We start from the raw sequence: 21,723 nt of genomic DNA, 5'->3' as shown, positions 1-21,723 counted from the left end.
GCTTCCCCTGCCGCGGGTCAGCCGGAGATGCGCTTGTACGGGTCCGACGGCGCCGCGCCCGCCGCCACGATCTGGGCCGACCAGGCGTCCAGCTGCTCGGTCAGGGCGGGGACGTCGTCGCCGATCGGGGCGAGCACCCGGTCCATGGCGGCGTCGGTCTGGGCCTCGATGCGGTCGCGTTCGGTCTGGCCCTGCGGGGTGAGCGCGCCGTCGGCGACCCAGCCGCGGGCGACCAGGTCGGCGTCGGCGGCGGCCATGACCTCCGGGGCCCAGCCGCGGGTGCCGGCGTAGGCGGTGGGCTCCCAGCCCACCCAGTACTCGGTCACCAGGTTCATCTGCACCCCGGTCAGCCCGGCGGCGACGTTGGCCGCCTGGTGGGTGTCGCCGCGGTACTCGCGCAGCAGGTTGAGCGCGTGCCACAGCTGGCCCAGCGGGTCCTCGGGCCAGTCCAGCGAGGCCAGGCCGGCGACCAGCGGGCGGCCGGCGACGTCGGCCACGGCCAGGTCGGTGGCCCGGCGGAGCTGGGCGACGGCGGTCTCGACGTCCCCGGTGGGGACGTCGCCGAGCACCTCGTGCAGCGACTCGACGGCCCCGCGCTCCCGGGCGGCGAGCACGTCGGCGCGGGAGGCGATGCCGCGGGCGTCCTCGTAGAGGGAGGTGACCAGCCCGGGCTCGAAGACCCCGAAGGCGGCGACGACGACCGGCGCGGTGGGCTCGCCCATCGGGGCGGTGCGGCCCCACACGTAGCCGGTGAGGAACTCCAGGCCCAGGGCCTCCATCGCGGCGTAGGCGGGCTTGCCCCAGAAGCCGATGGTGGCCAGCGGTTCGGCCGCGTCACGCAGCGAGCGGGCCGCGCCGGTGGGCACCCGGGGGGCGGGTCGCCCGGCGGAGGGCTCGGCCAGGAAGGCGGCCGACAGTTCTGCGTAGTCCACGGTGGGGCTCCTCGAGGGGGTCAGTGCCGGAGGGTGGCGGACGGGAGCTCGCCGAAGCGGTCCCGGTACTGCTGGGCGAAACGGCTCTGGTGGAAGAAGCCCCAGCGCATCGCGACCTCGGTGACCCGCACCGTGGCCGGGTCGCTGCGCACCAGCTCGCTGCGCACCCGGTCCAGCCGGACCCGGCGCAGGTAGCTCATCGGGGACTCCCCGAACTGCTGCTGGAACGCCGCGTGCAGGGTGCGCACGCTCATGCAGCCCACCCGGGCCAGCTGCTGCGGGGTCAGCGGCTCGTCGGCGTGCTCCTCCAGGAAGGCGACGACGGGGGCGAGCCGGCCGTACCGGACGGCCTCGGCGGGGGCGGCCAGCACGTCGGAGAACTGGTGCCGTCCGGCGTGCAGCACCTGGGTCATCACGAACGCCTCGAGCTGCTCGCGGGCCAGCGGCATGTCGGCCAGCCCACCGGGGCGGTCCAGCTCGCGGGCCAGGAACTCCACCGAGTTGAGCAGCGACTGCCCGGCGGCGTGGGTGAGGTCCAGGCCGAAGTCGAAGTCCAGCACCTCGGCGACCGACCGGCCGACCAGGTCGCCGAGGTGGGACTCCAGGCTGCTGCGCGGGATCTTGAGGATCAGCTGCTCGGCGTCGGCGCTCCAGCGCACGGTGTTGCGCTGCAGCGGGTTGAGCACGGCGCCGGAGCGGCGGGCCTCGGTGCGGGCCCGGGCGCCGTCGGAGCGGTCGGCGTCGGTGGACCCCGCCGTCGTGAGGTTGACGTGGTAGCAGTCCTCGGTCGGCGGCATGGTCAGCTCCGCCGCCGCCTGGTAGGTCAGGTAGCCCAGGGTCAGGTGGTGGTCGGCGACGGCGTTGAGCGTCATGTCCACCCGGTCGTGGTCGGCCGTCAGGTCGTGCGCCAGGTACACCCGGGTGACCGCGTCGCGGGCCTCCTCGAGGCTGTGCGTCCCGACGACGGGGAAGCGTGACAACGGCAGCGCGGCACTGCTCTGCACGATCACCTCCGGGCTCGACCCGTGTGGCGCCAGCCACACCTGAGCCGCAATCTAGGCCGGACCGGGTGGTCCGACCAGCCGTTGCGCGCAGCAGGGTGTCCGCCGGGCGTCGAGATGGGTGCGGTGTGCGGCTGTCGGGCTGCCGCGGGCGGATCGACGCCCGGCGCGCGCGGGCGTCATGCTGGTCGGTGTGACCGCCACCCTCGGCAACGCCGCCGGAACGAGCACCCACGACACCGCGTTGCGGGAGATCGAGCAGCGCGTGCTCTGGCTGGCCTCCTCGATCGTCGACCACGCCAACCGGGTGCGCCCCAACCCCGACGGGCTCAAGGTCGGCGGCCACCAGGCCTCCAGCGCCTCGATCGCGACGATCATGACCGCGCTGTGGCTGGAGACGCTGGGCCCGGAGGACCGGGTGTCGGTCAAGCCGCACGCCTCCCCGGTGCTGCACGCGCTGGAGTTCCTGCTCGGCCAGCTGCCGGCCTCGGCGCTGACCACGCTGCGCGAGTTCGGCGGCCTGCAGTCCTACCCCTCGCGGTTGAAGGACCCGGTGCCCGCGGACTACTCCACCGGCTCGGTCGGCATCGGGGCCACCGCGCCGATCTGGGGCGCGATCGCCCGCCGCTACGTCAACACCCAGTTCGGCACCGGCGGTGCGGGCCGGCAGTGGTCGCTGGTCGGGGACGCCGAGCTCGACGAGGGCGCGGTCTGGGAGGCCGTGGTCGACCCGATGGTGGCCGAGCTGGGCGAGGTCGTCTGGGTGGTCGACCTCAACCGCCAGTCGCTGGACCGGGTGGTGCCCACGATGGGCGCCGTCCGGCTGCAGGGCATGTTCGCCGCCGCCGGCTGGCAGGTGCTCACCGTCAAGTACGGCGCCCTGCTGGAGGAGCTCTACACCCGCGAGGGCGGCCCCGAGCTGCGCGACCGGATCGACGAGATGACCAACCCCGAGTACCAGCGGATGCTGCGCCGCACCGCCGCCGAGCTGCGCGAGCACCTGCCCGGGGACGGCGCCGGGGCCGCCGCGGTGGCCGGGCTGATCGCCGGGGTCTCCGACGAGGACCTGGTCGCCGCCGTGCGCAACCTGGGTGGGCACGACCTGCAGGCCCTGCGGACGGCGTTCGCCCAGATCGACGACACCCGCCCCACCGTGGTGCTGGCCTACACGCTCAAGGGCTACGGGCTGGCCACCGAGGGGCACCCGCAGAACCACTCCGCGCTGCTGAACGAGGCCCAGCTGCACGAGCTGGCCGACCGGGTGGGGGTGGACCCGGCGCAGCCGTGGGCGGCCTTCGACCCGCACACCGAGCCCGGCCGGCTGCTGGCCGATGCCGCGCGGCGCCTGCGCAAGCCCGAGCACGAGGGCGCCGGTGCCCCGGCCGTGCCCGCCGACCTGGGCCGGACGCCGTCCGGCACGGCGACCACCCAGGCCGCGCTGGGCCGCACCCTGCTCGACCTCAACCGGGCCGCGCCCGAGGCCGGCGCCCGGGTGGTCACGGTCAGCCCCGACGTCTCCAGCTCCACCAACCTGGGCGGCTGGGTGAACAAGGTCGGCGTCTGGTCGGCCGAGGACCGCCGCGACTGGTTCTCCGACGACCCCGAGACGATCCTGCACTGGCGCGAGCGGCCCAGCGGCCAGCACGTCGAGCTGGGCATCGCCGAGGTCAACCTGGTGTCGCTGATGGGCGAGCTGGGTTCCACGTGGAACCGGTGGGCGCAGCCGCTGCTGCCGATCGGCGTCATGTACGACCCGTTCGTCTCCCGGGCGCTGGAGCCGTGGAGCTTCGGGGTCTACGCCGGCGGCCAGTCGATCCTGGTGGGGACGCCGTCCGGGGTCACGCTGGCGCCCGAGGGCGGGGCGCACCAGTCGATCACCAGCCCCTCGATCGGGCTGGAGCAGCCGGGCGTGGTCACCTACGAGCCGGGCTTCGCCCTGGACACCGAGTGGTGCCTGCTGGCCTCGCTGGGTCGGCTCGGGAAGGCCGACGGGTCCAGCGCCTACCTGCGGTTGTCCACCCGGCCGGTCGACCAGGCGCTGGCCGAGGTGCCGACCGACCCGGCCGCCCGCGAGCGTCGTCGTCGTCAGGTGGTGGGCGGGGCGTACGCACTGCGCCGCGTCGCCGAGCCCGCCGTCACCGTCGTGACCATGGGCGCGATGATCACCGAGGGCCTGGCCGCGGCCGACCGGCTGACCGCGCTGGGCCACCCGGCCGACGTGGTCGTGGTGACCAGCCCGGGGCTGCTCTTCCGCGCGCTGCAGGCCCGCCGCGGGCTGGACGACGTCGGCACCCCGGTGGTGGACGACGCCGTCCTGGGCTCGGTGTTCCCCGCCGACCGGGCCACCCCGATGGTGACCGTGCTCGACGGCCACCCGCACACGCTGGCGTTCCTGGCCGGCGTGCACCGGGTGCCCGCCGCGCACCTGGGCGTCACCCGCTTCGGCCAGTCCGGCGACCTGCAGAGCGTCTACCGGCACCACGGCATCGACACCGACTCCGTCGTCGGCGCCGCCCTCGACCTGCTGTGACCCCAGCGTGGATCAGGTGACCTGATCCACGCCTCGCCGCCCTCACCAACGCTGGTGAGGGCGGCGAGTCGTGGGTGAGGGTGGTCAGGCGTGCCGGAGGCCGTTCTTCTGCATGATCGGCAGCACCTCGGCGCCGAACTCCTTCAGCTCCTTCGCGTAGTCGTGGAAGCCGAAGATCGCCCCGCCCATGCCGGACTCGGACAGCTCGTGGAACTGCTCGGCCACCTGCTCGGGGGTGCCGACGAGGTTCGGGCCGCCCCAGCCGGCGATGAAGCGCTCCTGGAACTGCTTGATCTGCGAGCCGAAGGACTGCGACTGGATGCCGAGCACGTCCATGATGATGTTGGCCCCGGGCCAGTCGCCGGCGTCGATGATCGCCTGCTGGGCCGCCTTGGCCTCCTTCTCGGTCTCCCGGCAGATCACCAGGCAGTACGTCCAGACGTCGATGTCGCGCTCGTAGGTGTCGTTGGCCAGCGCCTTGATGCCCTTGACGTAGGCCGGGGCCTCCTCGGTGGGCAGCGCGATGAGGTTGATGTCGACGTTCTTGGCCGAGAAGTCCTGCCCGGCCGGTGAGGCGCCGGCGTTGAGCAGGGCCGGGCGGGGGTCCTGGATCGGCTTGGGGAAGGCCTTGGCGCCCTTGGAGGTGAAGTACTTCCCGTCGACGTCGAAGGTGCCCTCCTCGTTCCAGAGCCTCATCGCGAAGTCCAGCCACTCCTGGCCGTAGGCGTAGCGCTCGTCGTGCTCGAGCTGCTTCTTGCCGAACAGCTCCATCTCGGGGGTGAACCAGCCCATGACCAGGTTCATCCCGAACCGGCCGCCGGAGATGTGGTCGATGGTGGCGGCCATCTTCGCCGCGACGATCGGGTGCACGGTCGGCACGTGGGTGGTGGTGAAGATGCCGATGTTCTCCGTCGCCTGGGCCAGCCCCGCGGCCCACGTGTAGGTCTCGTAGCAGACCCCGTTGAAGTCGGTGTTGCCCCCGAACCCGGTCCACCGGCCGACCGGCACCATCGCCTCGAGACCCAGCTGGTCGGCGGTGCGGGCGATGTCGAGCTGCTGGTCCCAGGTGACCCGGAAGTCGGTGGGGGCGTCGCTCATGATCACGCCGCCGGAGCAGTTGCTGGAGAAGATGCCCAGCTTGAGCTTCTGGTCGTTGAAGACCGGGTTGTCGGTGGTGGGCTTGTAGTGGCCCAGCAGTCCGTCGGCCTGGTGCATGGGAAGGGTCATCGTCGACCTCCACGTCGGGGGTGGCTGCGTGCCACCCGTCCCCGGCATCGTGGGCACCGGGCACCGGGCCGCACGATCCGCCGGACGACGACCGTCGTCCGCTGGACGAAGTGGGGTCGTCCAGCGGACAGGGATGTGCGCTCAGCGGATGGACGCCGGGGCCGTCGTACCGTGCACTGCTCGTGTGGGTGACCCAGGACACGCGGTGCTGCCGGCCTCCCGGCTGGTGCGCACGTCGGACCTGGCCGAGGCGCAGGCCGCCATCACCGACGTCTACATCCCGCACGACCTGCGCTCCCGGGACGGCCGGCCGCTGGACTTCACGCTGAACTTCCTGCAGTCGCACAAGCTGACCGTCGGTCACCTGAACTACGGCGCGGACGCCGAACTGCTCGTCCCGGCGATGCTCGACTGCTACCACCTGAACCTCACCCTGGGCGGCGCCACCCAGGTCAGCCAGGGTGGCCGGACGGCGGCGACGTCGGGCGGCCGGCGTGGGGTGCTCTTCGGGCCGCTGTCTCCGTTCACGGTGCGCTGGTCGCCCGAGGCCGTGCAGTACGCGATCAAGCTGCCCCGCCGGCAGCTGGAGGACCACCTCGCCGGGCTGCTCGGGCGACCGGTGGGCGGGCCGATCGACTTCCACCTGACCGTGGACCTGACCCGTGCGGCCGGACGCAACCTGGTGTCCGCGGTGCACTTCCTGCGCGGCGAGCTCGCCCGGCCCGGTGGCCTGGCCACCTCACCGCTGGCCCGGGACCAGCTCGAGGCGTTCGTGATGACCCAGGTGCTGCTCGCCGTCCCGCACGAGCACTCCGCGCAGCTGGCCACCCCTACGGCGCCGGCGCAGCGCACCCGGGTCGGCGCGGTGGTGGAGCTCATCGACGCCCACCCCGACCAGCCGCTCACGCTCGTCGACATGACCCGGGTGGCCGGGGTCGGGGCGCGGGCGCTGCAGGCCGGGTTCCGGGAGACCGTGGGCATGGCGCCGCTGGCCTACCTGCGCAAGGTGCGGCTGGACCGGGTGCGCGCCGAGCTGACCGAGACCGCGGGCGACCGGTCGGTCACCGACGTGGCGCTGCGCTGGGGGTTCGCCCACCTGGGCCGCTTCGCCGGGCAGTACCGGGCCCAGTTCGGGGAGTCGCCGTCCGAGACGGTGCGGACGGCGCTGCGCACGCACCGCTGAGCATCAGGCCAGTTCGGACGCCGGGAGCCGGCCGGCGAGGTGGTCGGCGTACTGGTCGGCGACGTTCTGGGCGAACTCGGCGAAGGTCTCCTCGACCACCCAGCCCACGTGCGGGGCCAGGACGACGTTGGGCAGCGTGCGCAGCGGCGAGTCCGCGGGCAGCGGCTCGACGGCGAACACGTCGAGCCCGGCCGCCCGCAGCGGGCCGTCGCGGAGCACCTCGGCCAGCGCCACCTCGTCCACGATCGCCCCGCGGGCGGTGTTGACCAGCACCGAGCCCGGCTTCATCTCCCGCAGCCGGTCGCGGTCCAGCAGCCCGCGGGACTCATCGGTCAGCCGCAGGTTGACGCTCAGCACGTCGGTGGTGGCCAGCAGCTCGTCCAGGTCCAGCCGGGGGACGTCGTCGGTGGCGGGTGCACCGCCCGGCCGGGCCCAGGCGACCACGTCCATGCCGAACGCCCGGCCGAGCTCGGCGACGGCGCGGCCCTGCCGGCCCATGCCGAGCACCCCGAGCCGTCGGCCGGCCAGCGTGCCGCCCAGCAGCGGTGGCCAGGCACCGGCGTCGAAGGCCCGGGTGGCCTCCGGGAACCGGCGCAGCGCGGCGATGGCCAGCCCGAACGTCAGTTCGCGCATCGCCGCCTCGGGCGCGGCGCTGGTGCGCCAGAGGGTCACCGGGATGCCGCGGCGGGCGGTCTCGGCGAGGTCGACGTGGTAGGCGTGGCCACCGGTCTGCAGCACGATCCCCAGGTCCGGGAAGCGGGCCAGGGTGCCGGCGTCCAGCCGGGTGCGCTCCCGGATCGTGACGATCGCGGTGACGCCCACGAGCTCGGCGTCGGGCACGTCGGCCAGGGGGACGTCGAGGAACCGGGTGTCGGCGAGCTCGGTCAGCCGCCGCCCGCCCGGGGAGTCGCGCAGCAGGCCCTCGCGGTCGTCGAGCACGAGCAGGCGTGGGGTCACCGCGTCAGCCAACCGGCCGCCGTCCCGGTCCGCCATCCGCTCAGCGCACCCCGCTCCCCCCTCAGCGACCCCGGTTGCGCGGGTGCTGGCGGGCGGTGCGCTCGTTGCCCCGGCGGTAGTTGCCCGTCGCCCGGGCCATGAGCTGCTGGGCGTCCGCACCGGCGGCCAGCTCGGCGAGGAACCGCTGTGCCGCGGCACCCCGCAGCGTGGTGGCGACCCGCCCGTGGTGGGTGATCTCCACCTCGCCACCGGCCAGCGCGCGGTGCCCGAAGCCCGTCGGGGAGCCGGCCACGGGGTCCCTCAGACCAGGAAGCGGTAGGCCGTCGTCCCGGGTGCCAGGTGCTCGATCTTGAGCGGGCCGGCCTCGATCCGGGCCAGCAGCGGGGCCAGGCCGTCGACGCTGCCCAGCTCGATGCCGGTCAGCGCGGCGCCGGTCTCCCGGTTGTCCCGCTTGACGTACTCGAACAGCACGATGTCGTCGTCGGGCCCGAGCACCTCGTCGAGGAAGCGGCGCAGCGCGCCGGGCTCCTGCGGGAACTCGACCAGGAAGTAGTGCTTGAGCCCGCGGTGCACCAGGGAGCGCTCGACCACCTCGGCGTACCGGCTGACGTCGTTGTTGCCCCCGCTCAGCACGCAGAGCACCGTCTGCCCCGGCTCGACGACGACGGCGCCCCCGGTCAGCGCGGCGCTGGCCAGCGCACCGGCGGGCTCGGCGATCACCCCGTCGACCTGGTACAGCTCCAGCATCTCGGTGCAGATCTGGCCCTCGGGCACGGTGACCAGCTCGGCGCCGGAGTCGCGCACCAGCGGGTAGGTGACGTTGCCGGCCCGGCGCACCGCGGCGCCGTCGACGAACGTCTCGATCTGCTCCAGCGTCACCGGTTCCCCGGCCGCGAGCGCCGCGGCCATGTTCGCCGCGCCGACCGGCTCGACACCGACCACCCGGGTGCCCGGGGCGTGCTCGGCCAGCCAGGTGGCGCAGCCGGCGAGCAGGCCGCCGCCGCCCACCGGCAGGACGACGACGTCGGGCACCACGGGCAGCTGGGCCAGGAACTCCACGGCCACGGTGGCCTGGCCGGCGACGGTGGACAGCGCGTCGAAGGCCGGCACCAGGGTCGCCCCGGTGGTGGCGGCGTGCTCGGCCGCGGCCCGGGCGGCGTCGTCGTAGGTGTCGCCCTCGACGACCAGGGTCACGGCGTCCCCACCGAGCGCGGCGATCCGCTGGCGCTTCTGCTTCGGCGTCGTCCCGGGCACGAAGACGTGGCCCTGCACGCCGAGGGTCTTGCAGGCGTAGGCGAAGCCCTGGCCGTGGTTGCCGGCGCTGGCGGTGACGGCGGTGCCGCCACGGCCGAGCTGGGCGATCGTGTTGTAGGCCCCGCGCACCTTGTACGAGCGGCCGACCTGCAGGTCCTCCCGCTTGAACCAGACGTCGGCGCCGGTGAGGGCCGAGAGCCGGGCGTTGCGCTGCACGGGGGTCGGCGTCGCGACGCCGGCCAGCCGCCCGACGGCAGCCTCGACCTCGGCGGAGAAGGAGGAGGTCACGGCGGACATCCTCCCCCGTGCCCCCGGGGGTGCCGTCCCCGGTGGCCCACCTGCGACGTGGATCACAGACGCTTACGCTCCGCGTGCAGATCGACAGACGCAGGGGGTGACGTGACCGAGACCGGCCGCTGGGCGCGCAGATCGGCCCGTACGAGAAGCGACATCGTCACCGCCGCGCAGACCCTCTTCGCCGAGCGGGGGTTCGCCCACACCCCGGTGGCGCTCGTGGCCGAGACCGCGGACGTCGCCGTGGCCACCGTGTTCAACCACTTCCCGCAGAAGCAGGCCTTGTTCTTCGCCGACCGGTGCCCGTGGGAGCTGCTGGCCGTCCGCGACCTCCCGGCCCTGGGCCCGGACGTGCCGGTCGGGGCCGTGCTGGGCCTGCTGACCGCTGCCGTGGAGCGGCACCTCGGTGCGATGGCCGACCCCGCGAACCGGCGCGTGCTGGAGGACCTGCTGAACCAGCCGGTGCTGCGGCACTGGGAGCGGGACGGGCAGGCCCGCACCGAGGCCGAGCTGGCCCGTGCGCTCGCCGGTTGCGACCACCCCGGCGTGCGCACCGACCCCGAACGGGTCGCCGCGCACCTGGTCACCGAGATGCGGTTGGCGATGGACGCCGGTCGCCTCGCCTCCTGGGCCGGCACCCCGGTCGCCGGGCCGCCGGTGGCCGAGCGCTGCAGCCAGGTGCTGGCCTCCTGCGGCTGAGGGTCAGGCGGCCCAGGCGGGGGTGGGGCCGGTGCCCAGCCGCCAGCGGGCGGCCTCCTCCGACGGGCTGTGCGAGCCCAGGGCGAGGCTGAGGCCGCGGAGCTGGGCGCGGGTGACGGCGAGCTGCCCGCGCTCGCGCAGCCCGCGCACCGCCCGCCCGGGCACACCGGCCAGCGGGGCGATGGTGGGGGAGACCAGCAGCGCGGCGCCGCCGGAGAACCCGGAGTAGACGACGCGCTCGGCGGCCCCCAGCCCGGGCGGGGCGGAGAGGAAGGCCAGCAGGTCCGCGGGCACCGGCTCCAGGGTCGGGGCGTAGGCGGCGAGCGCCTCGGCCAGCTCGGCCTCGGTGTGCGGCAGGTCGGTGGCGCCCAGCCGCTCGGCGGTGACGGCCCACTCCCCGACGTAGGTGTCGGCCCAGCGCGGGCCGAACCGGCTCATGTCCCGGCCCACCGCGGTCTGCGCGGCCAGGAACGCGTCGGTGAAGGCCAGGTGCACCCAGCGCAGCAGGTCGGGGTCGCCCGCGGAGTAGGCCCGGCCGTCCTCGATGACGCCCTTCACCCGACGGTGCATGCCGCGCACCCGGGCCGACTCGCGCTCGGCGAGCTGGGCCGAGCCGAAGGTGCTGACCACCAGCCAGCGGGCCGTGCCGGCCAGCCGCTTCCAGGGGTCCTCGCGGTAGGCCGAGTGCCGCTGCACGCCGGCCAGAGCCAGCGGATGCGCGCCCTGCCCGAGCAGGGCCGCCACCCCGCCGACCAGCGTGGACAGGTCGCCGTGCACCCGCCACACCACGCCGTCGGGGTCGAACCAGCCGTCACCCTCGCCGACCGTGCCGATCTCGCGCACCCAGTCCGGCGCGCCGGTGGGGTCGCCGGAGACCCGACCGCGGAAGGAGGCCCGGGCGGAGTCGGCGAGGTCGCTGAGCAGGAACACGCCTCCATCGTGCGGGTTCCGCGCCCGGTCCCGCCGAGTGACGGCTGACGGTGCTCCGCGGCTGGCCCGGACGACGCTGAGCTGTCAGTCGACGACGAGCAGGACGGCGGCGGCGAGTGCGGCCGCCGTCCGCAGGTGGTTCCAGCGGGTCCACGTGCGCCGGTAGCGCGGCCAGGTGGCGGCGTCGCGCTCCAGGGCGTCGTTCAGCGGCACGTTCGCCGCGACCGTCACGCCCACGGTGCCGACCAGGTAGACCGCGGCACCGGCCACCTGCAGCGCCGACGGCCCGGTCACCAGGACGGCGACGCAGGCGGCCGCCGTCCCGAACAGCGCGACCATCAACGGCGGCCGGACGGCGGTCACGTTCACCGCCCGCATCGCCGCCGAGCCCGCGTCGTCGGTCAGTCGGCGCAGCGCGGCCATCACGAACCCGCTGAACGCGAAGAACACCCCGCCCACCAGCGCGCAGGCCACCGCCGTCAGCTCAGCCAGCACGCACCCACCGTAGGGGTCAGATGTCGCGCCAGGGGCCGGTGGTGGCCTCGTTCTCCGGCACCGGCGCGAACACGTTCCCGTCGCTGGCGGGCACGGAGTCCCGGCTCATCCCGAACACCTTGAGCAACGGACCGACCAGGGCGTCGAACACCGGCGGCACCAGCCGGTAGCCGGCGATGATCAGCGGGTTGGCGATGCCGGACTGCTTGAGCCGCCGCGGGTTCTCGACCACGGCGAGGATCGCCTGGCCCACCCGGCGGGGGCTGTAGACCGGGGGCGGCGGGTGTCCGGTGTTCCCGAGCACGGTCGCGGCCTGGTAGTAGATCGGGGTGTTGACCCCGCCCGGGGAGACAGCGCTGACGTGGATCGCCGGCACGTCGCGGGTCTCCTGCTGCAGGGTGCGCACCAGCCCGAGCTGGCCCCACTTGGCGGTGGCGTAGGCGCCCATCGTGGGCGCGGTGATCGAGGCCAGCAGCGAGCTGACGACGACGAGGTCGCCGCGGCCCTGGCGGCGGAACTGGGCCAGCACCGGGCGGGCGACGTTCGCCGTCCCGTGGATCGCGGTGTCCACGACCTGCTCGAACACCTCGGCGCGCAGGTCCTCCACGTCGCCGTAGGCCATCACGGTCGCGGCGTGCACGACCAGGTCCAGGGAGCCGAACCGCTCGACCGACCGACGGACGACGTCCCCCAGCCCGGCCCGGTCGTTGACGTCGCAGGCCTCGACGACGACGTCGGTGGCCCCGGCGGCACGACAGTCGGCCGCGGCCTGCTCGAGGGTGGTGGCGCTGCGGGCCAGGAGCACCAGGCGGGCGCCCTGCTCGGCGAGGAGCAGCGCGGTGGCCCGGCCGATCCCGCTGGAGGCGCCGGTCACCAGGGCAGTGCGATTCGGAGTCACTCCCGTCCGCTACCCGGCCCGCTACCGTGCCCACACCCGTTCACCGTCCCCGGGAGTGTCCGTGTTCCAGAAGGTCCTGGTCGCCAACCGCGGGGAGATCGCCGTCCGGGCGTTCCGCGCCGCCTACGAGCTCGGCGCCGGCACGGTCGCGGTGTTCCCGCACGAGGACCGGAACTCGGTGCACCGGCTCAAGGCCGACGAGTCCTACGAGATCGGCGAGCCCGGGCACCCGGTGCGCGCCTACCTCGACGTGGCCGGGGTGGTCGCAGCCGCCAAGCGCGCCGGGGCGGACGCCGTGTACCCCGGGTACGGCTTCCTGTCGGAGAACCCCGACCTGGCCGCGGCCTGCGCCGATGCCGGGATCACCTTCGTCGGGCCGAGCGCCGCGGTGCTGGAGCTGACCGGCAACAAGGCCCGGGCGATCGCCGCGGCGAAGGCCGCCGGGCTGCCGGTGCTGGGTTCCACCGAACCGACGGACGACGTCGACGCGCTGCGCGAGCAGGCCGCCGACATGGCCTACCCGCTGTTCGTGAAGGCGGTCGCCGGGGGCGGCGGGCGCGGGATGCGCAAGGTCGACGAGCAGGGCGCGCTGCGCAGCTCGATCGAGGCCGCGATGCGCGAGGCGGAGTCGGCGTTCGGCGACGCCACGGTGTTCATCGAGCAGGCGGTGGTGAACCCGCGGCACATCGAGGTGCAGATCCTCGCCGACACCCAGGGCAACGTGATCCACCTGTTCGAGCGCGACTGCTCGGTGCAGCGCCGGCACCAGAAGGTCATCGAGCTGGCCCCCGCGCCGAACCTGCCGGCCGAGCTGCGCGAGCGGATGTGCGCCGATGCCGTCGCGTTCGCCAAGGCCATCGACTACACCTGCGCCGGCACGGTCGAGTTCCTGCTCGACGAGAGCGGCAAGCACGTGTTCATCGAGATGAACCCGCGCATCCAGGTCGAGCACACGGTCACCGAGGAGGTGACCGACGTCGACCTGGTGCAGTCCCAGCTGCGGATCGCCTCCGGGGAGTCGCTGGCCGACCTCGGGCTCAGCCAGGACACCGTCGTGCTGCGCGGGGCCGCGCTGCAGTGCCGGATCACCACCGAGGACCCGGCCAACGGGTTCCGCCCCGACACCGGGCGGATCACCGCCTACCGCTCGCCCGGGGGCGCCGGGGTGCGACTGGACGGCGGCTCGTCGCTGGGTGCCGAGGTCGGCGCGCACTTCGACTCGATGCTGGTCAAGCTCACCTGCCGCGGCCGGGACTTCGACCTCGCCGTCGCCCGGGCCCGCCGTGCGGTCGCCGAGTTCCGCATCCGCGGCGTCTCCACCAACATCCCGTTCCTGCAGGCCGTGCTCGACGACCCCGACTTCCGGGCCGGCCGGGTGACGACGTCGTTCATCGAGGAGCGGCCCGAGCTGCTCACCGCCCGGCAGTCCGCCGACCGCGGCACCCGGCTGCTGGCCTACCTCGCCGACGTCACGGTCAACGAGCCGCACGGCGAGCGCCCGCACCTGGTCGACCCCACCGAGAAGCTCCCGCAGGTCGAGCTGGTGGGCACCCCGCCCGAGGGCTCCCGGCAGCGGCTGCTCGCCGTCGGCCCGGAGCAGTTCGCCGCCGACCTGCGCGCGCAGACCGCGCTGGCGGTCACCGACACCACCTTCCGCGACGCGCACCAGTCGCTGCTGGCCACCCGGGTGCGCACCAAGGACCTGCTGGCCGTCGCCCCGCACGTCGCCCGGACGACGCCGCAGCTGCTCAGCCTGGAGGCCTGGGGCGGGGCGACCTACGACGTCGCGCTGCGCTTCCTGCACGAGGACCCGTGGGAGCGGCTGGCCGCGCTGCGCGAGGCGGTGCCGAACATCGCGCTGCAGATGCTGCTGCGCGGGCGCAACACCGTGGGCTACACGCCCTACCCGACCCAGGTGACCGAGACGTTCGTGCACGAGGCCGCGCGCACCGGCATCGACGTGTTCCGGGTGTTCGACGCGCTCAACGACGTGTCCCAGATGCACCCGGCGATCCAGGCCGTCCGCGACACCGGGACGGCGCTGGCCGAGGTGGCGCTCTGCTACACCGGCGACCTGTCCGACCCGGCCGAGCAGCTGTACACGCTGGACTACTACCTGCGGCTGGCCGAGGAGATCGTCGGGGCCGGTGCCCACGTGCTGGCGATCAAGGACATGGCCGGCCTGCTCCGCCCGCCGGCCGCCGCCACGCTGGTCACGGCCCTGCGCGAGCGGTTCGACCTGCCGGTGCACCTGCACACCCACGACACCGCGGGCGGCCAGCTCGCCACGCTGATGGCGGCCTGGCAGGCCGGCGTGGACGCCGTCGACGGTGCCGTCGCGTCGATGGCCGGCACCACGTCGCAGCCCCCGCTCAGCGCGATCGTGGCCGCGACCGACCACACCCCGTACGCGACGGGCCTGGACCTGGCCGCGGTCAACGACCTGGAGCCGTACTGGGAGGCCGTCCGGCGGGTCTACGCGCCGTTCGAGTCGGGCCTGCCCTCGCCCACGGGACGGGTCTACACGCACGAGATCCCCGGCGGGCAGCTGTCCAACCTGCGGCAGCAGGCGATCGCGCTGGGCCTGGGCCAGCGGTTCGAGGAGGTCGAGGACGCCTACGCCGCGGCCGACCGGCTGCTCGGCCACCTGGTGAAGGTCACCCCGTCGTCCAAGGTGGTCGGTGACCTGGCCCTGCAGCTCGTGGGTGCCGGGGTCGACGTCACCGCGTTCGCCGAGGACCCCGGGAAGTTCGACGTCCCGGACTCGGTGGTCGGGTTCCTGCGCGGCGAGCTGGGCGACCCGCCCGGCGGCTGGCCCGAGCCGTTCCGCTCCAAGGCCCTGGAGGGACGGCGGGCGGCGGCCCCGGCGGCCGAGCTGTCCGACGACGACCTCGACGGCCTGCGCGACACCCCCCGGCCGACGCTGAACCGGCTGCTGTTCCCCGGCCCGACGGCGGAGTTCGACACCCACCGGGAGACCTACGGCGACACCTCGGTGCTGCCCAGCAAGGAGTTCCTCTACGGGCTGCGGCGCGGCGTCGAGCACGCCGTCGACCTGGAGCCCGGGGTGCGGCTGCTGATCGGCATCGAGGCGGTCAGCGACGCCGACGAGCGCGGCATGCGCACCGTGATGTGCACGCTGAACGGCCAGCTGCGCCCGGTGAGCGTGCGCGACCGGTCGGTGGACTCGGCGGTGAAGGCCGCGGAGAAGGCCGACCGCGCGAAGCCCGGGGAGATCGCGGCGCCGTTCGCCGGCGTGGTCACCCTGCAGGTGGCCGAGGGCGACGAGGTGGCTGCCGGGGACACCGTGGCCACGATCGAGGCGATGAAGATGGAGGCGGGCATCACCGCCCCGCAGGCGGGCACCGTCGCGCGCCTGGCGATCAGCACGGTGCAGCAGGTGGAGGGTGGTGACCTGCTGGTGGTGCTGGGCTGACCCGTCCGGGTGATCACGCCGGTCAGCTGGGGACGATCCTGTTCCGCATGTCGCACGCTGGTCCCGCCCCACCGGTGGGAGCCCTCAGCTCGGAGGTCAGCACGTGACAGCAGCAGTCCCCGTCGACCACCTCGGCACGGTGTTCGGTCGGCTCCAGCGCGCCGCGGTGCCCGGCGCGGACGACCTCGCCGTCCGCGTCGTCACCCGCTTCCTCTCCCGGACCGAGCCCGCGTGGCTCCGCGCCCGCCCCGACCAGCAGCGCCTCGACGTCCTCACCGTCTGCGGCGTGCTCGGCAGCCGCCGCGCCTGACTCAGCTCGCGAAGCGGGCCTCGTCGGCGCGGAGCTCGGGCAGGCCGATGGTCTGCAGGAACCCGTCGAAGTCGCCCATCGGGGCGCCCGCGGTCGAGGACGTCTGCTTCAGCGTCGACAGCGCGGCCTGCATGGCGTGCGTGGCGGCCAGCAGCGTGCTGATGGGGAAGAGCACCAGGGAGAAGCCCAGCTCGGCGACGGTGTCCATGGTCAGGCCCTCGGTGGCCCCGCCCTCGACCCAGTTGAAGAGCAGGTGGTGGCCCTTCAGCTCGGTGGCGACCAGCTCGACGTCCTCGGCCGTCCGCGGCGCCTCGACGAAGAGCACGTCGGCACCGGCGTCGGCGAACCGCAGCGCCCGGTCGATCGCGGCCCGGGTGCCCTCGACCTGGGCGACGTCGGTGCGGGCGATGACCACCAGGTCGGGGTCGGTGCGGGCGGCGACCGCGGCCCGGACCTTCGACACGGCCTCCTCGACGTCCACGACGGCCTTGCCGGTCATGTGCCCGCAGCGCTTGGGCGAGACCTGGTCCTCCAGCTGCAGCCCGGCGACGCCGGCCTGCTCGTACTCCCGCACGGTGCGGACGACGTTGAGCGCGTTGCCGTACCCGGTGTCGGCGTCGGCGATGAGCGGGACGTCGACGGCCTGGGCCATCCGCCGGGCGTTGTCGGTCATCTCCGCACCGCCGAGCAGGCCGACGTCCGGCCGCCCGAGCAGCGAGGCCGACGTCCCGAAGCCGGTCATGTAGACCACGTCGAAACCGGCCTGCTGGACCAGTCGGGCGCTCAACGCGTCGTAGGCGCCGGGCGCGATCAGCGGGCCGGGAGCGGCCAGCAGCTCACGCAGCCGGGCGCGTGGGTTCGGGCGGGGGGCGACGAACGAGGTCACGAGGGGTCCTTCCGAGGAGTGGGCCGACGGGGCTCCCGCACGGGGGGACGGGAGCCCCGCCGGCGGCTCAGCCGAGCAGGGGCTTGACCTTCTCGCCGAAGGTCTTCACGCCCTGCTCGAAGTCGTCGAAGGTGAACATCATCCCCTTGACGCCCTGCATCTTGGCGACCTCGTCGATCTGCCGGGCGACGGTCTCGGGGGAGCCGACCAGGGTGGCCATGTTGAAGTTGACCGCGCCCTCGGGGAGGTTGATCGTGCGCGCCGTCCCGCCCTCGTCGGCGGTGGTGTCCTTGGCGCCCTCGTCGCTCATGTAACCGAGCGCGGCCAGGTCAGCGCCGTCGTGGTAGCTCTTCCACTTGGCCTGCGCCTCCTCGTCGGTGTCGGCGATGATCGCCATGAACAGCGGCAGGGACCCGACGTCCCGGCCGGTCTTCGCAGCGGCCGCGGCCAGCTTCTCGGTGGGCTCGCGGTAGGTCTCAGGGGTGTTCACGCCCGGGGAGAGGATGAAGTTGTAGTCGCCGTACTCGGCGCAGAACTGCATGCCGCGCTCGCTCTGCCCGGCGCAGACGACGTCGATGTGGCTGCTGGGCTGGGGCGACAGCTTGCAGTCGGTCATCTGGAAGTACTGGCCGTCCAGGTCGCAGGTGCCGGTCTCCCAGAGGTCCTGCATGACCTTCACGTACTCGGTGGAGTAGTCGTAGCGGTAGCCGAAGTAGTCGTCGCCGGGCCACAGGCCCATCTGCGCGTACTCACCCGACGCCCAGCCCGACACGATGTTGACCCCGAACCGGCCGGGGGCGATCGAGTCGATGGTGGTGGCCATCCGGGCGACCAGTGCCGGCGGCAGGGTGAGGACGGCCGTCGATGCGTAGAGCTTGATCGTCGACGTGACCGCGGCGAGGCCGGCCATGAGGGTGAAGGACTCCAGGTTGTGGTCCCAGAACTCGGTCTTCCCCCCGAACCCGCGCAGCTTGATCATCGACAGCGCGAAGGCGAAGTCCTGCGCCTCGGCCTCCTGCACGATCCGCTTGTTCAGCTCGAAGGAGGGCTTGTACTGCGGGGCGTTCTCGCTGATGAGCCAGCCGTTGTTGCCGATCGGGATGAAGACGCCGAAGTCCATGCCTGCTCCTGGGGCTAGAAGGTGGGGTGGGCCGGCGTCGCTGCCGGGGTCTGGGGGTCAGCCGGCGGCGCAGGCCTCGGCGAACGTGCGGGCGGGGGTGTCGTCCCCGAGGGCGAGGACGGCGGCCAGCACCCGTTCGGTGGTCGCCTCGTCGGCGACCGGGGCCATCGACTCGCGGTACTTGAGGACGACGTCGGCGTTGGTGAGCGGTCGGTCGGCGTGCCCGCGGTTGACCTGCTCGCGGTGGGTGAGCACCCGGCCGTCGGTGGTGGTCACCTCGACCCAGCCGGAGTAGGCGGTGGGGAAGGCGCTGTCGGGGTCGGGGACGACGTCGACCAGCCGGGTCAGCGCCAGCACCTCGGGGTCGCGCAGCGCCGACTCCTCGAGCTCGGCCAGGGTGAACCGACCACGGGCCAGCGTGGTCGCCACGATGTAGGGCAGCGAGAACTTGGCGTCGTACTCGTCGCGCGGGGCCCACTTGGCGGCCGCCGGCTCGCAGACGACCTTGCCGGGCACCGGGTGGATGGCGCAGCGGATGCCGGCCACGTCGGCGGCGGTGAGCCCGTGCTGCTCGCGCAGGGAGAGCGCGGCGTCGGCGAAGGCGTGCGCGAAATGGCAGACCGGGTAGGGCTTGACCGCCGTCTCCGCGGTCTCCCACCGGGTGCCCAGGCTCTCGGCGACGAGCTCGGGGTGGGTGTCCCGGCCGGCGAGGTGGGTGGCGAACAGCCCGAACCGGCCCTCGTAGACCGCGGCGGGCCCGGTCCAGCCGGCCTTGGCGAAGGCGGCCGCGGTCAGCCCGCTCTGCGCGGCCCAGCCGGGGTGCAGCCGCTTGGTCCAGGCGCCGTCCTCGAGGAACTCCAGCAACCCGGCGGCCATCGAGCCGACCACGCCCTGCGCGGCGACGAGTTGGTCGGCATCGAGCCCGGCGACCTTGCCAGCAGCCACCGCGGCGCCGAACGCGCCGGCCAGCGCGGTGGGGTGGAAGCCCAGGTCGTGGAACGCCCCGGCCCCGGCCAGGCCCACCCGGGCGGCGACCTCGACACCGAGCACGTAGGCCAGCAGCAGGTCGCGGGTGGTGGCGTCGGCGGCGACGGCGGCACTCAGGGCGGCGGGCAGGGCGGACGCCGAGACGTGGGTGACCGCGCCGATGTGGGTGTCGTCGAAGTCCAGGCCGTGCACCAGGACGCCGTTGAGGACGGCGGCGTCCCGCGGTGACAGGCGGGTCTTCATGCCCAGCACCGGGTGGTCGCCGCTGCCCAGGGACTCCAGCGCCTCGGCGGCCACGGAGGGGAACCGGTGCGCGGTGGCGGCGTACGCGAGGCCGACGGCATCGAGCACCAGGTGCCGGGCGCGGTCCAGGACCTCGGGTGGGACGTCGTCCGGACCGATCGAGACGACCGCGTCGGCGACCTGGCGGGCGAGTGCTGCTGTGCTCATCGACCCCTCCTGTCTGTGACGGCGACCATAGGTCAGACGTTTACGCGGCGGAACCCCTGAGCGCGTGGAACCAGGCGACCCCGTCGGCCACGACGTCGGCGTACCGGGCGTCCAGGTCGACCAGGGCCGCGTCGTGGATGGGCTGCGAGCGGTCGGCCATGGCGTCGGCGAGGACGACGGGGGAGTAGTCGAGCGAGGCGGCGTCGACCACGGTGGCGCGGACGCACCCGGCGGTGGTGAACCCGGCGACGGCGAGGGTCTGCACGCCCAGGCCGCGGAGGACGTCGTCCAGGTCGGTGCGCACGAAGCCCGAGGCGCGCTTCTTGGTCACGACGGTGTCGCCGTGGCGGTAGCCGGTGCGGGGGTCGAACTCGGCCAGCTCGGCGCCGGGGCGCAGCTGGGTGAGCGCGGGGGCCTTCGCCGTCCAGACCGGGCCGAGGTCCTCGCCCTCGTCGAAGACCACCCGCAGCCAGACGACGGGGACGGCGGCCTCCCGGGCAGCGGCGACGACGGCGCCGCAGGTCTCGGCCGCCGCGCCCAGCGCCGTCCCGGGGTCGCCGCCGAGGGTGAACAGCCGCTGGCAGTCGACCATCACCAGGCCGGGGCGCTCGGTGGAGTCCAGCCGGCCGACGCCGACGGTCACCGCCTCGGGCGTGCTCACCCGGCCAGCCCGCTCGCGACGTAGCCGGCGAAGTTCGCGAGGCGCACGCCCTGGAGCCGGCACGCCTCCAGGGCGACGTCGTCGGGAGCCGCGCCGGAGCGGGAGACGAAGGAGCCGCCGTAGGGGTTGCCCGACTCCTTCATCAGGTGCCGCTCGCCGTAGCCGAGGGGCAGGACGAGCGAGCCCCAGTGGTAGAGCACGTTGTTCATCGCCAGGATCGTCGACTCGAGGCCGCCGTGGCCGGTGGAGGCGCTGGTGAAGGCGGTGCCCACCTTGTCGGCGAGCTTGCCCTGGAACCAGAGGCCGCCGGTGGTGTCGAGGAACTCCTTGAGCTGGCCGGCGGGGAGGCCGAAGCGGGTGGGGCTGCCGAGCGCCAGGCCGTTGGCCCACTCGAGGTCGTCGAGGGTGGCGGTCTCGTACTCCGCGGCGTCGACGAAGGCCTGCCACTTCGGGTTGGCCGCGATGGCGGCCGGCGGGGCGAGCTCGGGGACGATGCGCAGCCGCACCTCGGCGCCCTGCTCCTCCGCGCCCTTGCCGATGGCCTGCGCCATCGCGGCCAGGTTGCCGGTGGAGGAGTAGAAGACGACGGCGACGCGGGGGGTGACGGGCACGGCCTCATCCAACTGTCAGACGATTGCCGTCGTCAACGCCTGGCCTGTCAACGCTGTGTGAACCGCTCCGCTGGCAGACTGGCCGCCGTGACCAGCGGTGCGCCGGCGGGACCCGCGTACGCCGTGCTGGCCGAGCAGATCCGGGCCCGGATCCTGTCGGGCGACCTGGCCCCCGGCGCTCGACTGCCCGCCGAGCAGGAGCTGTCCGCGGACTTCGGGGTCGGCCGGTCGACGGTCCGCGAGGCACTGCGCTCGCTGGCCAGCCAGAACCTGATCCAGACCACCCGCGGGGTCAGCGGCGGCAGTTTCGTCAGCGTGCCCACGATCGGGCACATCAGTGCCCACCTGGAGACAGGCGTCGCCCTCATGGCGGCTGCCGAGCGGGTGACCGTGGCGCAGCTGATGGCCACCCGGCACATCCTCGAGGTGCCCGCGGCCGGCGAGGCCGCGCTGCACCGGACCGACGAGCACCTCGACGACCTGCGCCGGGCGGAGTTCGACCCCGCCACCGCCGTGGGTGAGGCCACCTACGCGGCCAACCAGGACTTCCACCTGGTCCTGCTGCGGGCCACCGGTAACCCGCTGCTGGAGGTGATCACAGCACCGCTGTTCCGGGTGCTGGGGACGCGCTTCGGGCGGGACCACGCGCCGGACGGGTTCTGGGCGTGTGTGGCGGACGACCACGCGGAGCTGCACGACCTGGTTGCTGCGCGCGACTCCGACGGGGCCACCACTGCGATGCGGCGCCACCTGGACCACCTGACGGGGGCGTACGAGCAGATGGACCGGCTGAGCCGGGGCTGACCGCCTCCCCTCGACAGCACCGCGCGGTACGACAGGTCGTGGGCGCAGGACGACGGCC

Annotated in this window: 20 protein-coding genes; 6 read left to right on the top strand and 14 right to left on the bottom strand. The window is 73.9% G+C overall.

Annotation, left to right across the window (positions count from 1 at the left end; all coding sequences use genetic code 11):
• Window positions 1–17 precede the first annotated feature (17 nt).
• Window positions 18–932, bottom strand: a complete 915-nt coding sequence (locus F1C76_08195; protein QNG36573.1) for a hypothetical protein — start codon at window positions 930–932, stop codon at window positions 18–20.
• 20 nt (window positions 933–952) lie between these two features.
• Window positions 953–1,942, bottom strand: coding sequence for an AraC family transcriptional regulator (locus F1C76_08190; GenBank protein ID QNG36572.1), 990 nt, complete (start codon window positions 1,940–1,942; stop codon window positions 953–955).
• A 172-nt stretch (window positions 1,943–2,114) separates the two neighbouring features.
• On the opposite strand from F1C76_08190, the gene F1C76_08185 reads away from it, so the two are divergent.
• Entirely contained in the window at window positions 2,115–4,463 is a 2,349-nt protein-coding gene (locus F1C76_08185; protein QNG36571.1) for a pyruvate dehydrogenase, read from the top strand.
• Window positions 4,464–4,547: 84 nt separating this feature from the next.
• Here F1C76_08185 and F1C76_08180 read toward each other — a convergent pair whose 3' ends face one another.
• Window positions 4,548–5,690 carry an LLM class flavin-dependent oxidoreductase gene (locus tag F1C76_08180; GenBank protein ID QNG36570.1) on the bottom strand — a complete coding sequence of 381 codons (1,143 nt, stop codon included), beginning with the start codon at window positions 5,688–5,690 and terminating at the stop codon, window positions 4,548–4,550.
• A 148-nt stretch (window positions 5,691–5,838) separates the two neighbouring features.
• Between F1C76_08180 and F1C76_08175 the strand changes: the two genes are divergently transcribed.
• The gene (locus F1C76_08175) at window positions 5,839–6,873 is read left to right on the top strand and encodes an AraC family transcriptional regulator (protein ID QNG36569.1); all 1,035 of its coding nucleotides are present in this window, start codon (window positions 5,839–5,841) and stop codon (window positions 6,871–6,873) included.
• Between the two features lie 3 nt (window positions 6,874–6,876).
• On the opposite strand, the gene F1C76_08170 is transcribed toward F1C76_08175, so the two are convergent.
• Genes F1C76_08170 through ilvA form a run of 3 tightly spaced genes read right to left on the bottom strand, consistent with a single transcriptional unit; the run spans window position 6,877 to window position 9,381 of the window.
• On the bottom strand, window positions 6,877–7,866 hold the full coding sequence (locus tag F1C76_08170) for a D-2-hydroxyacid dehydrogenase family protein (protein QNG36568.1): 990 nt from the start codon (window positions 7,864–7,866) through the stop codon (window positions 6,877–6,879).
• 25 nt (window positions 7,867–7,891) lie between these two features.
• Window positions 7,892–8,122 (bottom strand): hypothetical protein, encoded by a 231-nt coding sequence (locus tag F1C76_08165; protein QNG36567.1) that lies wholly within the window; start codon window positions 8,120–8,122, stop codon window positions 7,892–7,894.
• Between the two features lie 8 nt (window positions 8,123–8,130).
• A complete protein-coding gene (gene ilvA, locus F1C76_08160; protein ID QNG36566.1) occupies window positions 8,131–9,381 on the bottom strand; it encodes a threonine ammonia-lyase IlvA in 1,251 nt (416 codons plus the stop codon).
• On the opposite strand from ilvA, the gene F1C76_08155 reads away from it, so the two are divergent.
• Complete coding sequence (locus tag F1C76_08155; protein QNG36565.1) at window positions 9,139–10,077, top strand: TetR/AcrR family transcriptional regulator; 939 nt, start codon at window positions 9,139–9,141, stop codon at window positions 10,075–10,077. The genes ilvA and F1C76_08155 overlap by 243 nt on opposite strands.
• Before the next feature lie 3 nt (window positions 10,078–10,080).
• On the opposite strand, the gene F1C76_08150 is transcribed toward F1C76_08155, so the two are convergent.
• The 3 genes from F1C76_08150 to F1C76_08140 form a co-directional block, all read right to left on the bottom strand.
• A complete protein-coding gene (locus F1C76_08150; protein ID QNG36564.1) occupies window positions 10,081–11,007 on the bottom strand; it encodes a DUF2236 domain-containing protein in 927 nt (308 codons plus the stop codon).
• 84 nt (window positions 11,008–11,091) lie between these two features.
• The gene (locus F1C76_08145) at window positions 11,092–11,430 is read right to left on the bottom strand and encodes a DUF1772 domain-containing protein (protein ID QNG39101.1); all 339 of its coding nucleotides are present in this window, start codon (window positions 11,428–11,430) and stop codon (window positions 11,092–11,094) included.
• Window positions 11,431–11,518: 88 nt separating this feature from the next.
• Window positions 11,519–12,400, bottom strand: coding sequence for an SDR family NAD(P)-dependent oxidoreductase (locus F1C76_08140; protein QNG36563.1), 882 nt, complete (start codon window positions 12,398–12,400; stop codon window positions 11,519–11,521).
• Between the two features lie 61 nt (window positions 12,401–12,461).
• Between F1C76_08140 and F1C76_08135 the strand changes: the two genes are divergently transcribed.
• Together F1C76_08135 and F1C76_08130 are read left to right on the top strand one after the other, a co-directional pair.
• Window positions 12,462–15,836, top strand: coding sequence for a pyruvate carboxylase (locus F1C76_08135; protein QNG36562.1), 3,375 nt, complete (start codon window positions 12,462–12,464; stop codon window positions 15,834–15,836).
• 103 nt (window positions 15,837–15,939) lie between these two features.
• A complete protein-coding gene (locus tag F1C76_08130; GenBank protein ID QNG36561.1) occupies window positions 15,940–16,146 on the top strand; it encodes a hypothetical protein in 207 nt (68 codons plus the stop codon).
• A 1-nt stretch (window position 16,147) separates the two neighbouring features.
• Here F1C76_08130 and F1C76_08125 read toward each other — a convergent pair whose 3' ends face one another.
• The 5 genes from F1C76_08125 to wrbA form a co-directional block, all read right to left on the bottom strand.
• Window positions 16,148–17,032 (bottom strand): isocitrate lyase/PEP mutase family protein, encoded by an 885-nt coding sequence (locus F1C76_08125; protein ID QNG36560.1) that lies wholly within the window; start codon window positions 17,030–17,032, stop codon window positions 16,148–16,150.
• 67 nt (window positions 17,033–17,099) lie between these two features.
• Window positions 17,100–18,152 (bottom strand): pyrimidine utilization protein A, encoded by a 1,053-nt coding sequence (gene rutA, locus F1C76_08120; protein ID QNG36559.1) that lies wholly within the window; start codon window positions 18,150–18,152, stop codon window positions 17,100–17,102.
• A 57-nt stretch (window positions 18,153–18,209) separates the two neighbouring features.
• Complete coding sequence (locus F1C76_08115; protein QNG36558.1) at window positions 18,210–19,589, bottom strand: MmgE/PrpD family protein; 1,380 nt, start codon at window positions 19,587–19,589, stop codon at window positions 18,210–18,212.
• A 40-nt stretch (window positions 19,590–19,629) separates the two neighbouring features.
• Window positions 19,630–20,250, bottom strand: a complete 621-nt coding sequence (locus tag F1C76_08110; GenBank protein QNG36557.1) for an isochorismatase family protein — start codon at window positions 20,248–20,250, stop codon at window positions 19,630–19,632.
• Window positions 20,247–20,861 carry an NAD(P)H:quinone oxidoreductase gene (gene wrbA, locus F1C76_08105; protein ID QNG36556.1) on the bottom strand — a complete coding sequence of 205 codons (615 nt, stop codon included), beginning with the start codon at window positions 20,859–20,861 and terminating at the stop codon, window positions 20,247–20,249. Before wrbA ends, F1C76_08110 begins: the two co-directional genes overlap by 4 nt.
• Window positions 20,862–20,918: 57 nt before the next feature.
• On the opposite strand from wrbA, the gene F1C76_08100 reads away from it, so the two are divergent.
• Complete coding sequence (locus tag F1C76_08100) at window positions 20,919–21,665, top strand: FadR family transcriptional regulator (GenBank protein ID QNG36555.1); 747 nt, start codon at window positions 20,919–20,921, stop codon at window positions 21,663–21,665.
• Window positions 21,666–21,723: the final 58 nt, after the last annotated feature.

This window comes from Geodermatophilaceae bacterium NBWT11, from assembly GCA_014218215.1.
GTDB lineage: Bacteria > Actinomycetota > Actinomycetes > Mycobacteriales > Geodermatophilaceae > Klenkia.
This window is presented reverse-complemented; position numbering and strand designations above follow the sequence as displayed.

What these genes read in the sequence shown, in the direction of transcription:
- F1C76_08185 (QNG36571.1), top strand. Translation starts at nt 2,115, where the DNA reads ATGCTGGTCGGTGTGACCGCCACCCTCGGCAACGCCGCCGGAACGAGC.
- F1C76_08180 (QNG36570.1), bottom strand. Translation starts at nt 5,690, where the DNA reads ATGACCCTTCCCATGCACCAGGCCGACGGACTGCTGGGCCACTACAAG.
- F1C76_08175 (QNG36569.1), top strand. Translation starts at nt 5,839, where the DNA reads ATGGACGCCGGGGCCGTCGTACCGTGCACTGCTCGTGTGGGTGACCCA.
- F1C76_08170 (QNG36568.1), bottom strand. Translation starts at nt 7,866, where the DNA reads ATGGCGGACCGGGACGGCGGCCGGTTGGCTGACGCGGTGACCCCACGC.
- ilvA (QNG36566.1), bottom strand. Translation starts at nt 9,381, where the DNA reads ATGTCCGCCGTGACCTCCTCCTTCTCCGCCGAGGTCGAGGCTGCCGTC.
- F1C76_08145 (QNG39101.1), bottom strand. Translation starts at nt 11,430, where the DNA reads ATGGCCGCGCTGCGCCGACTGACCGACGACGCGGGCTCGGCGGCGATG.
- rutA (QNG36559.1), bottom strand. Translation starts at nt 18,152, where the DNA reads ATGGACTTCGGCGTCTTCATCCCGATCGGCAACAACGGCTGGCTCATC.
- F1C76_08115 (QNG36558.1), bottom strand. Translation starts at nt 19,589, where the DNA reads ATGAGCACAGCAGCACTCGCCCGCCAGGTCGCCGACGCGGTCGTCTCG.